Raw genomic sequence first — 12,603 nt, forward strand, 5'->3', positions numbered from 1 at the left:
AAAGATTTTTTATTTAGTTAACTCAGTACTACTGTATCTTTTTTATAGTTTAAATCATCAACTTGAGGGTAGTCGAGTGAATAATGGATTCCTCGACTTTCTTTGCGCATTCTGGCACATTTTATCGTTAATTTTGCAACAAGCGCTAAATTTCGTACTTCAATTAATGGTCTACTTGGTAAAATATCCCAATAATAAGTTTCAATTTCATGACTAATTTGATTGATGCGCGCTGCGGCACGGGCGAGTTTTTTTTCACTTCTAACAATACTGACGTAGTTCCACATCGTTCTTCTAATTTCATCCCATAAATGATTGATGACGACCATTTCATCAGGTTCTCCTGCTTTGCCAAGCTTCCATTTGGGCACATCAGGAAGAGAGTAGTGTTTGAGCTCTGGCCATAAAGCTTTCAAATCTTCGTAAATAAAGTCTGCAAAAACAAGACCTTCAAGTAAAGAGTTGGAAGCTAGTCGATTAGCCCCATGAAAACCTGTACACGCCACTTCTCCAACCGCCCAAAGGGCTTTGACCCCTGTTCTTCCACGATCATCTGTGACAACCCCGCCACAACTGTAGTGTGCTGCTGGTACGACAGGTATTGCATTGCGTGTGATATCAAGGCCAATACTTAAACACTTAGAATAAATTCCAGGAAAATGTTTTTTTATAAAAATTTTTCCTTTGTGCGAAATGTCGAGCAAAACATAAGGGTCGCCAGTTTTTTTAATTTGTTCATCAATAGCGCGAGCAACAATATCACGTGGAGCCAGTTCTTTAAGAGGATGTATATTTTCCATAAATCTGTGTCCACTTTTAGTTTTAAGAATTGCTCCTTCACCACGTAATGCTTCAGAAATCAAAAAATTTTTTGCACGAGAACTGTATAAACAGGTTGGATGAAATTGCATAAATTCTAAATTTGCAACTCGAGCTCCTGCTCGCCAAGCCATTGCTGTTCCATCGCCCGTTGCGATATCAGGATTTGTTGTATAAAGGTATAGTTTTCCATGTCCACCTGTAGCAAGAATCGTCGCTTTGGCGAGAAAAGCTGATATTGTGTTTTGCTTTTCGTTTATGATGTAAGCACCCAATACTCGATTTCTTGAAAAATTTGGAGATACTTTGTCTGTCACAATCAGATCAATTGCAGTGTGGTGCTCAAAAACTGTAATGTTAGAATTTTTTGAAACTTTTTGAATTAGTGTAGATTGTAGCGCAGCACCAGTCATATCTGCAGCATGAATAATTCTACGGGCACTATGCGCCCCTTCTTGAGTGAGATGATACCTAAAATCTTCTTTTGACGTTATGTCTTTGGGTGTAAATGGAACTCCCATTGTGATCAATTCTTGAATTGCTTTTGGACCTGCAGCAACAATTTTACGCACAATATGTTCGTGGCACAAACCTGCTCCCGCATTGAGAGTATCTTGGGCATGATATTCATAACTATCATTTTGGCTCAATACAGAAGCAATGCCTCCTTGAGCCCATTGGGTATTGGAATCAAATAAGGTTTCTTTACTTAAAAGTGCAACTTTACCCAATGCACTGAGTTTTAACGCTGTTGTTGCCCCAGCAACACCACTTCCTATAATTAAAAAATCAAATATTATATTTTCGGTAACTTGGAGTAAGGTGCGCTGTGGCATTGCTTAACCTCAAAACTGTAAGTTTAAACCAAGTTTGCACATTATGCATGTTATTGAACTCTTGCAAGTCTTGTTGGAAAACGCATATACTCGGCTCGATTTACTTTTAGGAAATCAGAAGAAAGTGATGCCATGCTTTGTCAGTTTGAAATTTGAAAGGATATTAAATGTTAACAGCAAAACGATTCAGTTCTTTTGTTCCAGCTTTACTTTCAGCGGTCATGTTATTTTCTGGATGCTCTTCATTTAAAGGTGATTATGGCGATCCAGAGCAAGCTCAAATACTTGATGATCGTTGGAATCCAACAGACGCTTCAATAACTGTTAAAAAAATGATTCGCGACATGTCTGAAGCCAGATGGATTAGCAATTGGCGAGAAGAGTCGGGTAAAAAATCGAATGAAAGACCTTTTGTACTTGATGATGACATAGAAAACAGAACTAGTGAAATTATAGACACGAAAGCACTTATTGAAGATCTGCGAAACCAAGTATTGAATGAAGGAAAAATTCGTTTTCTTGACGAAAAAATTCGTAAAAAACTTCTTGAAGAATACAAATACCAACAGTCAGGAACGGTTAAAAAGTCTCAGGTAAAAGGCCCAGGTAACCAGCAGTCGGCAGATTTCTTCTTATCAGGTGCTATTTCTAGTATTGTTTCAAAACAAGGTGGTAAGAGTTCCGTTCAGTATCAAATCGAAATGAAGCTTGTTAATGTTGCCACAGGAGAGTTGGTATGGAGTGGGGTCGAAAAAATTAGAAAAAATTTTAAAAGAAACAGTATCGGATGGTGATTTGTTATATTAAATAATAAATCAAAAGCAGTTTGTTTAACTGCTTTTTTGTTTTAGTTAGGTAAATAGAATAAAGGAATGCTATCATGAATAAAGCACAACTTATTGAAAAAGTTAAAGAAGGCATGGAAAAAACAATATCTTCTTTACAATCTGATTTACAAAAAGTTCGGACAGGTCGTGCGTCTGCATCACTACTTGATGATGTGAAAGTCGAATCTTATGGGTCATTGATGCCATTAAATTCTGTTGCAACGCTTGCAACTCCTGAAGCGCGTTTGATTACGGTCAATCCGTTTGATAAGAGTATGCTTCCCGTTGTTGAAAAAGCAATTTTGACTTCAGGTCTCGGTTTAACACCTAATAATGATGGAAAAATTATTCGTATTCCCATTCCTGCACTTTCAGAAGATCGTCGTAAAGAAATGGCAAAACAAGTTAAGAAAATTGGTGAAGAAGCAAAAATTGCTGTACGCCATCATCGTCAAGAGGGCAATGCAAAAGCAAAGGCATTTCAAAAAGAACAAGGTTGGTCCGAAGATGAAGTCAAACGTACAAGCGAAGAAGTGCAAAAACTCACCGACTCTTATGTAAAGAAAGTTGATGATTTATGCGCTAGTAAAGAAAAGGAAGTATTAACAGTTTAAAAATTTTAAACAATACTTTCACTATCGACAAACGCCCAAGCATTGTGATTGTGAATGGATTCAAAGTTTTCTGCGCTCACTGTAAAACGTGTAGCGCTATTTTTTTCTTTAAGCTTGATTGCTGCTTCGCGCACCAAATCTTCTACAAAACGAGGATTGTTGTAAGCTTGTTCTGTGATAAATTTTTCATCAATTCTTTTTAAAATAGGATACACGGCCGCACTAGCAGAACTTTCTGCAATTTCGATATAATTATGAATGGATAATTGTGGATTCCAAACAGTGATATTTAAATAACTGCGTTGGCTGTGTGCTCCGTAATCAGAAATTGCCTTGCTACAAGGACAAAGACTCTTGACAGGAATGGTGATGCTTAATTCTGTATCAACAGAATTTGTTTGAGCAAATCCGGTGATTTTCAGATCAATTTGCACGTCTGCAAGACCCTTTGAGTGTGAGACTGGCGCATACTTTTCGTAAAAATAGGGAAAATTAGCTTCTAAATAAGACACTTTACTTTCAAGCTTTTGATTGATTGCTAAGGCAAATTCTTGAAATCTTTGTAACGTGAAATGAGGAGCGAATTCGTAAAGTACACTTGGAAAGCGGCTCATGTGCGTGCCTTTTTTGTCTGCTGGAAGCTCAACAAAAAAAGAAAATGAAGCAACACTCGGAAAATTTTGTTTTTGCAATGGATGATCGCAATAAAATATAGGATGTTTTACATTTTTTATCCCTACTTTCGCAATTTTGATCATGCGATAATCTTTAGAGTCTTGAGTATCTTGCATTCAGAATTTCTTTCATCATTTATTCTATTTAGGCTCAATGGATTGCGGAATTTCAATAAATAATGGTCTGCCCACATCTTTTTTATTTGGCCAAGGCATTCCAGCAATTATTAATAATATACCTATGCCTGTACAAATCGAGAGTATTTTATGTTTTTTTCTGCCTTCGGCTCTACGCTTAGAAACGCTTTTTCCTATTTGAATAAAAATCACAAATAAAATCATTAAAAAAGAATGTTCAACTGTCCAAAAACGAAGTGCTGTACTTTTTATCGCAAATTTAAAGTCATGAAAAGCAGCTTGGGTTATTGGACTCAAAACAAAATAAAGAATAATCCCTACTAAAAATTGAACGTGCGTAAAGCCTAACAAAATAGAACTTAAAATTTTATCCATTAAAGTAAAAGGTTTTTGTTTAAGCCAACCGATTGTCGTTTTAAGAAAAACAATAATTAAAAGTAAAATCACAAACCATCGCAACCATGAGTGGGTAAATAAAAACAACTCATACATAAAAAAATCCTCCAGTTTAACGTCATGATCATTGTTATATTTTTTATACTTTTAGAGCAACCGCTAAAGTTAAATTTCACTCTTGTTTAAATGTAATATGAGAAATTTCACAATGAGTTCCTAATCGCATTGGAGGCCCCCAAAAACCGGTGCCTTGCGAAACATAAATTTGTTGATTTTCATTAATTTGATAAAGGCCTTTAACATATTTTTGGTCTTTTTTTACAATAAATTGTAAAGGCCATATTTGCCCACCATGCGTGTGCCCAGAAAATTGCAGATCAATAAATGGATAATCTTCGAGAAGCCTTGAATCCTTAGGCTGGTGGGCAAGCAAAATATTGAGAGCATCTTTTTTATTTGAACCAGAATGTTCAAGGTGTTGTACTGCCTGAGAAAGTCTATTGTCATATCTTTTAGGAATTTTTTCGTAGCTCAACCAATGACGATCTTCTATACCCAATATATTTATAGAAAAATTATTGATATTTATTGTGTGAGAGGTATTTGACAAAACTTTCCAATGAAAAACATTGGCAAAATGATTTTTCCATTTGAGGGGCCGCTATAGTATTCATGATTGCCTGTAATATAAAAAACGCCATATTTTGCTTTGAGCTCTTTGAGTGGGGCAATTTCTTTATGAAGTTGATGAACTGAGCCATCCATGAGATCTCCTGTTAAAAAAATCAAATCAGGCTCTAATTTATTAACGGTTTCAGTAAGTTTTTTTACTCGTTTTTTGCCTATAAGACCAGACACATGAATGTCGCTTAAGATAACACATTGTAAATTTTTAATTTCTGCAGGCAGATTTTTTTTAACTTTAATTTCTGTTTTAATAATCTTTGGTTTTTTTAATGCCAGGTAAACAGAGAAAAGCGTTAATAAAAGTCCGCTTATAATTACAAAGTAACAAAGTGTTACGGTATCTTTTCCATAAAATTGTAAGTAAATATTAATTGGTGAAGTGATAAAACATACTATAATAAATAAAAAAGCAGTACCCATCCAAATAAACATGATGAGTTCAAATATTTTTCGTAAAAATTGCGGCACAATGCGAAGTATTAAAAATCCAAAAAAGGTAATTGACCAAAGTGCAATAAAAATTGAAATCCAAGTAGGATTATGACCAAAAATTGGATCTACAAGTCTTAGATATAAATAATAATGTCCTAAGACTGTAATAAATAAAGCAACAATGATTGAAAATAATAGTTTTAAAAACATCTTAAATTATTTCCATCCGCTGTAAAGAATTGTAAAATTAGGAGAGCTTTGTGTTTGACTTTTAGGATTATTTTGTTGCTGATCGGATTGGTTTTCATTGTTTTGATTTGGTTGTGGGGGAGATGGTTGATCAGAAACGGTCTCTTGTTGCAACACAATAACCAGCGTTTGTTCAACACCATTAACAACTCCTCGTGACTCAACTTTAAAGATAGTATCTTTTGTACCAATAAAGTTTTTGGTAATATTCAAAGAATCGGTATTCTCTTTGTAATCACTTAAGTTTTTTGTTAACCAATCGTTTATGGTACTTTTATTAAAATCATTTTTTAATCTAAACATTTCAAAATTATCCCAATCTAAAGAATTTGGGTCCATATTTTCGGGTGTCAATAATGTCGCAATCAGTTCAATTGGTGCAGAATTAATATTTAAGGTTCCAGAGCCACCAATAATAGGCCAAATTGTAAAATATGGAGAAAAAACGTTATAGATATCATCAAGATGAAACCCAGGAATGCGTCTCAGTTCTTCTAGTGATTCGAGTGCAGCATTTTTGGGTTTGTATTTTGCGTTAATATTATTGTAATCTACCTGAGTTACGTTTCTTAAATATGCGTTTGTGTTAGATATTTTTATATAACTTATTAAGTTATCAACCAATTGTTGTGGCGTGAGATCAAGATTCGCTAAAAACTTTTTTGAATCAGGAGTGCTAAATATTCTTTTTAATGCTTTTTGAGCTTCATTAGAAAAATTGGATTGCAATAAATTTAAATTAAATTTTGCATTTTCTGAATTGATATTTAATACAAAATATCCTGGCATTACTTTTAACGCAGATAAAATTTCTTTTGAGATTGCTTTTGACAATTTCGCTCCAGAAAGTTCTTCTAAGCTCTCAAGTCCTGAGGCTCCAATAGGTTGCCCATTCAACATGCTGTACATATTTTTTGGCAGAGGAATAAGAGGATTATTCTGATATTTTTCTGCTAAAATACTTAAAGAAAGCAATAGTTTTGCAAATTCAACTCCAGTTAACGCCGCAGTTTGTGCATCCAGTTTATTCCGTTCTTCTATCGAACTGCGTGCGCCAACCTGTGTTTGATAAACAATATCACCAACTATACCCATAATCATGGCAACAAAAACTAAAACAAAAATTAATGCAAATCCTTTTTGTTTTATACGGTTTGCAATTATTGCCATGTGTACTCTCCTGAGCTTCCTTGAACTTCTTGTATACTTGTAGAGCTTAAAATATAAGCAATGGTATCGAGTTTGAGTGTTTGTGGTTTTGGTTGTGTTGCTGGATTCAGTGCGTTGAGTTGTTTGTCTAAGGAGCTTTCAGGGATATAAGTTTCGAGATGAATTTTAACCATTTTAGGAATTTTATTTTGCGTATCGTTTGCTGAGGAATCCCATTCTTTTCTGAATTGTTTTCCGTCCCAAAATTCAAGCGAGAAATTTTTTAGTTCTGGAACAAGTAATGTTTGTAATCCAACGCCTTTGTTGCTAATTGGTGATGCCATATCGGTGTCTACAACCCGAAAAAGTTGCCTGCGTCCCGCAAGTCGAGGGTGGGACTTTATGAAATAACGCACTACTGCAAGGTTGCTTTCATTGGAATTGGCTAAATACGAACGATGATTTTGAATTGATAAAATAAACTCTTCGTAACGGTAAAAAAAACGTGGTGCAACTTGCCTTCCTGCAACATTAAGTGAAATAGTATATTTGGGATTAGAAATATAGGCACCTTGAATATCGTCATATATTCTTTGCATTGCCATATTAATTGAATGCTGTGCAATATTTTGTTCTGTTACTTTTTCTCTGGTAGAAATTTGTGTCGATAAAATATTAATTGTCAAAACACCAATTGTTGCAAGAATCGAAACCGCAAGAATAATTTCAATTAATGTAAATCCGAGTTCATTGTTTTGTTTCATTTGATTGATTACTGCTGTTTGAAGGGTTGTTATTATTGTTGTTGGTGCCTAAATTGGGTAAAGAAATATTTTTAAAAATATCTTTATCAATAAGAAAAAATCCTTCAGAAATTTCTTTCTCCGTAATTCCACTTTGCCATTTTACTTGAATTGTAACATTACTAAATGTGCCTTTAGATGAAGAATTTGTGCTTGCATCAAGGGTTGTAGAAATCATACCTAAAGATTTTTCAACATCTAATTTTTCGTTACCTTGTGGGTTAACAAGATTATAAATATTTAAGGCACTAATTAAAAATTGTGAGGTTTTGATTTCTTTAAGAGGTGTTCTTGAAACTAAAATAGAAAATTCAGGATTTGTTATCCATGGAATTTTAATTGATTCAGGGATATCGCTTTGACTTTTGGTATCGGTAATATATTGCATTTGGGCAATTGCAGAGCGAGCGGCCCATGAGGCGCGCAAAGAATCGGAAGCAATTTGAGTGACAGAAATAATAGAAGATTGCAGACCTACAATACTTGCAACAACAACGCTCAATATCGCAATTGCTAAGATGCATTCAATTAATGTAAAACCTTGTTGAGAGCATGTTTTAGAATTGCTATTATTCAAATTAGGTTTATTATTTTGACAAAGAAAAGTTGGCATCATGAAAACCTTCAAGCAAATTGGATTCGCCTGTTAATGTGTTGAGGTTGATTGTATACTTTGCTCCGTCATCATCAATAGCATCCTGACGTTGTGGATGTCTTGCTGCCAGTTTAATAGACGTTGGAGTTGCTGTGCCATTTGCTAAAAAGTAGGTGTAAGCATATTCTTTTTTTTCTTTAGAGTTTTTATTATAAAATTCAGTATACTTATAAACTTTTTTTGAAACTCCAAGTTGCATTTCTGCAAAAACAATTTTACCTGGTAATTTTTGTCTGTATATCACCGAATCATCAATCTCTTTCCAGGTCACGGGTTTTAACACTTTGCGTTGTACGACTGGAATACTTCTTAGTGAATAGTATGAATTGTCTGATTTATTTTGAAAAGGAATTTCTCTATTGCCTTCAATATTTGCAATTTCATCTAAATATTTTAATAGCTCATTTCTTTTATCTTGTTTGAGCTTGGCATCAAGTTCTGTTCCGGTTTGGAGTTGGGGAGGACGCCCCTCAAAACCTAAAGGAGCTTGTTCAACCCAGTATTCTCCTGCCGAAAGATCAAAAACCATGCGGTGCATTCTTCCCGAAAAAATGGCGTCATCATAAGCTGCACGCATTTGTCCAGTTAAATTGCGGAGTGATGAAGACATTTGGGAGTCAACAGATAAGGTGAGGTTAGGCATCACCACAGCAGCGATGGATCCAATCAGAGCAAGAACTATAATGATTTCAAGTAGCGTAAATCCAAATTCTTCTGAGGCATATTTTTTCATTTTTTTAACATAATTTATAGTGTGAATTGCTTATTTTGGAACGTTAGGTGCTGCAGGATTGCAGTCAACTTTTTTGCCATTTAAGTAACAAAGAGAAGTCGGGCTATTTGGTGCGCCTTCAGACCCGTTAGAACTAATATAAGGTCCTTTTGGTGTTAGCGAATAATTAAATTCATTGCCCCAACCATCTTTGAGATCGTCTTCAGCAGCAATTGGTGCTCCAGAGTTTGATAAAAGTACTTGGAGTCCTTGCTCTGAAGTTGGAAACTTTCCTGTTGCAAGCTGGTACTGAATCAGTTTGGATTGTAGTGTAAATGCTTTGGTATCAGTAATTCCTGCTTTGGCATTATCAGCCCCGCCAGTGAGGCGTGCAATGATAATTCCCATTAATGTTCCAATAATTGCAATAACAATAATAATTTCAATTAACGAAAAACCAGCTTGTGCTTGAGGTGATTTATTGAATTTAAGAAAATTTTTTAATTTCATAGATACAGTGTCCTCGTGTTCAGAAAGAAGCTTGATTATACAAATAGTTGTTTTTAATGCAACTGGTTCATTGCTGCCATCATAGGGCCAATTACGGCCATGACCATTAAAAAAACAATGACGGCCATAAAAATCATCATTGCTGGTTCAATCAGGCGTGTGGTTGTGACAATTTGATTGTTGACATCTTCATCGTATACGTCAGATATGTTAACAAGCATGTCTTCAAGTTGCCCAGTTTTTTCGCCAGTTCGTAGCATATGAATCACCATTGTCGGAAAACGACCCGTGCGTTCTAGAGCTGTTGCAAGTTTATCACCATCTTGAACTTTCACAATGGCTTCGTCCAAGGCTTTTTCCATGACCGTATTTCCAACAACTTTACGGGTTAACTGCAAACCTTCAACAATACGGACGCCACTTGAAAGAATGGTGGATAGGGTTTTAGAAAAACGAGAAATTGTGACGCGTTGAATCAGTGGACCTAAAATAGGCGCTGTATATAAAAAAAGATCAATTTTATAGCGTCCTTTCGGAGTTTTTGACCATGTATAAATTCCAAACACAGAAGCGCCCAGCACTGAGATACAAAATAACCACCAATTTTGCATCCAATTAGAAATATCATTCATCAATTCTGTATACCAAGGCAGTGTCACTTTTAATGTTGTAAATGACTTTGTCATTTGTGGCATGACTTTAACAAATAAATAAATGACAACTGCAAATGCCATCACAATCATGAGTGCAGGGTATGTGAGTGCTCCTACAACTTTACGCTTAATTTCAATTTGATAATTGATAAACTCTGATAATCTTTGCATTACAAGTGGAAGTGCTCCAGCCTTTTCTGCTGCGGCAATCATATTTGTATAAATTGAAGAAAAGACTTTCGGATAATTTTTATGTGCATCCGATAATGATTTGCCTTCCGAAACAAGTTCTCGAATTTTAATATAAACTGATTTCAGCTCTTCATTTTCGACTTGTTCAGAAATTGCACGCAAGGCATCGTTGATATCAACGGCAGAGCGCAATAATATTGCAAATTGTTTTGTGGCAACAGCAATATCTTCTTGTTTTGGGGGTTTGCGATTGAGTTTAGCAAGAAAACTTGTTGTGCTTTGCGCAGAGTTTGCTCTATCATCAACTTTCATTTCAAGGATATAAATTCCTTGTTTTTTGAGCTTAAGTTTAGCGTCTTTAGGAGATTCTGCTTCAATGTAGGCCTTAACCTTTTTGCCTGTTTTTGCAAATTGGCCTTTGTAGGAATACATTGGCATATTAGATTACCTCTTGTTGTTGTTCATGCTCAGATTGTGTTGCATACAGAGCTTCTTCTAACGTTGTTTCTCCATTTAAAAACCGTTCTTGAGCCGAGTCTCTCAGAGTTTTCATGCCTCTTTGCACACACATTTTTTTAAGGCTTGCGCCATCTGAACTTTTTAAAACAAAATTTCTAACCGGTTCATCAAAAATTAAAAGCTCATAAATTCCAATTCTTCCCGAATACCCTGTTGTTTTACAAGCAGGACAACCGCCCTCTTTGGCTTTATAGAATGTTTTTCCGTGCGAATCTTTTTTTGTTAAGCCAATAAGCTCAAGTTCTTCTGCGGTATGTTGGGTTTCTTCTCTGCATTGAAAACACACTTTTCTCACCAATCGAACGGCTAATATGGCAACAACGGAGGTCGTGATTTGAAATGGCTCAATTCCAAAATCCACCAAGCGAGTCACAGAAGCTGCTGTGTCGTTAGTGTGTAACGTACTAAATACTAAGTGACCTGTAATCGATGCTTGCACCGCAATTTGCGCGGTTTCTGCATCACGAATTTCACCAATTAAAATGATGTTTGGATTTTGTCTTAGGATTGAGCGCAGTGCAGCTGCAAAGGTGAGTCCTGCTTTTTCGTTGACTTCAACTTGACTCACCCCTGGTAATTGAATTTCGACGGGGTCTTCAACAGTGATAATACTCACATCGGGCTTGTTAATATGCATCAACGCAGATGCAAGTGTTGTTGTTTTACCAGAGCCTGTAGGCCCTGTGACTAACACAATACCGTGTTTTTGATTGATCACTTGCTTAAAATTTTTAAGCAGAGATTTGGGCATGCCAATATCATCAAGATAAGGCAGGCCACCCGATTTATCAAGAATTCTAAGCACAATGCGTTCGCCAAATTTAATTGGCAAGGTGCTAACACGAACATCAATCTCTCGTGTTCCTACTTTTAAAGTAATACGCCCGTCTTGTGGCAAGCGGCTTTCAGCGATGTTTAGTTTGGCTAAAATTTTTATGCGTGTCGAAACACTGGATTGATACTTTTTAGGGATGACCCGTACTTCTTTTAAACGTCCATCTATTCTAAAACGCACCGACACCCGATCTTCAAATGGTTCAATATGAATATCAGATGCTTTTTCTGTAATACTGCGTCTTATAATTGCTGTGACTTCTTTTCGAACAGGCGCTTCTTCATTGTCTTGCAATAAATTATGGGCAACATCAAGACCTTCTATGCCTTCAATATCATCATCTGAGCCCAGTCCTTTGTTTTGATCCACAAGCTCTTGGCGTTCAAAGACATTATTGATTGCAGCCTCAACAAGATCTTTTGGAGCCACAATTCTTTTAATATTTTTGTTGAGCAATACTCTCAAATCATCAATGCTCACTGTATCCAATGGATTTGTAACGACCACAGTCACATTCAAATCGTCTTCTGAAATTGGAACAAACATATTTTGGAGACAAAAGCTTATACTCAATTTTTGAATGAGTTTAGGATTGATTTCATGAAATGGAAAGTTATCTAAATATTCTAAATTAAGATGTTTGGCATATGCTTTTAATAACTCTGATTCTTGTATCACTTCATTTTCTATAAGAATTTCAAAAATACTTTTGAGTGTATTGCTATGTTCATCATAAGCTTCGTTCCATTGAGCCTGAGTCAATTGAAACTCTTCTATTAATATTTGCTCAAGACTTTTTGAAGAAAGCGAAACCTCAGGTTGCACTTTTGTTATGTTTTTAGCCTTAATTTTGGCAAGAATTTCTTGGCCTAAATTTTCTGCTAGAGTTGCCTTTGTTATCAT

14 protein-coding genes are annotated in these 12,603 nt (G+C 35.5%); 2 read left to right on the top strand and 12 right to left on the bottom strand.

Annotated elements, in window-relative coordinates; all coding sequences use genetic code 11:
- Nucleotides 1-17: 17 nt before the first annotated feature.
- Complete coding sequence (gene nadB, locus Spiro2_RS04090) at nt 18-1,655, bottom strand: L-aspartate oxidase (RefSeq protein ID WP_338637239.1); 1,638 nt, start codon at nt 1,653-1,655, stop codon at nt 18-20.
- A 167-nt stretch (nt 1,656-1,822) separates the two neighbouring features.
- Between nadB and lpoB the strand changes: the two genes are divergently transcribed.
- Both lpoB and frr read left to right on the top strand, forming a co-directional pair.
- Complete coding sequence (gene lpoB, locus Spiro2_RS04095) at nt 1,823-2,449, top strand: penicillin-binding protein activator LpoB (RefSeq protein WP_338637241.1); 627 nt, start codon at nt 1,823-1,825, stop codon at nt 2,447-2,449.
- Between the two features lie 86 nt (nt 2,450-2,535).
- Nucleotides 2,536-3,096: a ribosome recycling factor gene (gene frr, locus Spiro2_RS04100; protein ID WP_338637242.1), complete on the top strand. Its 561-nt coding sequence runs from the start codon at nt 2,536-2,538 to the stop codon at nt 3,094-3,096.
- 5 nt (nt 3,097-3,101) lie between these two features.
- On the opposite strand, the gene folE2 is transcribed toward frr, so the two are convergent.
- The 11 genes from folE2 to Spiro2_RS04155 form a co-directional block, all read right to left on the bottom strand.
- Nucleotides 3,102-3,887 carry a GTP cyclohydrolase FolE2 gene (gene folE2, locus Spiro2_RS04105; RefSeq protein WP_338637244.1) on the bottom strand — a complete coding sequence of 262 codons (786 nt, stop codon included), beginning with the start codon at nt 3,885-3,887 and terminating at the stop codon, nt 3,102-3,104.
- Nucleotides 3,888-3,911: 24 nt separating this feature from the next.
- Nucleotides 3,912-4,400, bottom strand: a complete 489-nt coding sequence (locus Spiro2_RS04110; protein ID WP_338637246.1) for a hypothetical protein — start codon at nt 4,398-4,400, stop codon at nt 3,912-3,914.
- A gap of 76 nt (nt 4,401-4,476) precedes the next feature.
- Entirely contained in the window at nt 4,477-4,914 is a 438-nt protein-coding gene (locus tag Spiro2_RS04115) for a hypothetical protein (RefSeq protein WP_338637248.1), read from the bottom strand.
- On the bottom strand, nt 4,890-5,633 hold the full coding sequence (locus Spiro2_RS04120; RefSeq protein ID WP_338637250.1) for a metallophosphoesterase: 744 nt from the start codon (nt 5,631-5,633) through the stop codon (nt 4,890-4,892). The genes Spiro2_RS04115 and Spiro2_RS04120 overlap by 25 nt, the downstream gene beginning before the upstream one ends.
- A gap of 6 nt (nt 5,634-5,639) precedes the next feature.
- Nucleotides 5,640-6,842, bottom strand: a complete 1,203-nt coding sequence (locus tag Spiro2_RS04125; RefSeq protein ID WP_338637251.1) for a hypothetical protein — start codon at nt 6,840-6,842, stop codon at nt 5,640-5,642.
- Nucleotides 6,833-7,585 (bottom strand): hypothetical protein, encoded by a 753-nt coding sequence (locus Spiro2_RS04130; protein WP_338637252.1) that lies wholly within the window; start codon nt 7,583-7,585, stop codon nt 6,833-6,835. The genes Spiro2_RS04125 and Spiro2_RS04130 overlap by 10 nt, the downstream gene beginning before the upstream one ends.
- The gene (locus tag Spiro2_RS04135; RefSeq protein WP_338637253.1) at nt 7,569-8,240 is read right to left on the bottom strand and encodes a type IV pilus modification PilV family protein; all 672 of its coding nucleotides are present in this window, start codon (nt 8,238-8,240) and stop codon (nt 7,569-7,571) included. Before Spiro2_RS04135 ends, Spiro2_RS04130 begins: the two co-directional genes overlap by 17 nt.
- Nucleotides 8,212-9,012: a type II secretion system protein gene (locus Spiro2_RS04140; RefSeq protein ID WP_338637254.1), complete on the bottom strand. Its 801-nt coding sequence runs from the start codon at nt 9,010-9,012 to the stop codon at nt 8,212-8,214. Before Spiro2_RS04140 ends, Spiro2_RS04135 begins: the two co-directional genes overlap by 29 nt.
- 30 nt (nt 9,013-9,042) lie before the next feature.
- Complete coding sequence (locus tag Spiro2_RS04145) at nt 9,043-9,501, bottom strand: type II secretion system protein GspG (RefSeq protein WP_338637255.1); 459 nt, start codon at nt 9,499-9,501, stop codon at nt 9,043-9,045.
- 53 nt (nt 9,502-9,554) lie between these two features.
- Nucleotides 9,555-10,784, bottom strand: coding sequence for a type II secretion system F family protein (locus Spiro2_RS04150; RefSeq protein ID WP_338637256.1), 1,230 nt, complete (start codon nt 10,782-10,784; stop codon nt 9,555-9,557).
- A 1-nt stretch (nt 10,785) separates the two neighbouring features.
- Complete coding sequence (locus Spiro2_RS04155; RefSeq protein WP_338637257.1) at nt 10,786-12,603, bottom strand: GspE/PulE family protein; 1,818 nt, start codon at nt 12,601-12,603, stop codon at nt 10,786-10,788.

Origin of the sequence: Spirobacillus cienkowskii (genome assembly GCF_037081835.1) — a bacterium.
Taxonomy (GTDB): Bacteria; Bdellovibrionota_B; Oligoflexia; order Silvanigrellales; family Silvanigrellaceae; genus Silvanigrella; species Silvanigrella cienkowskii.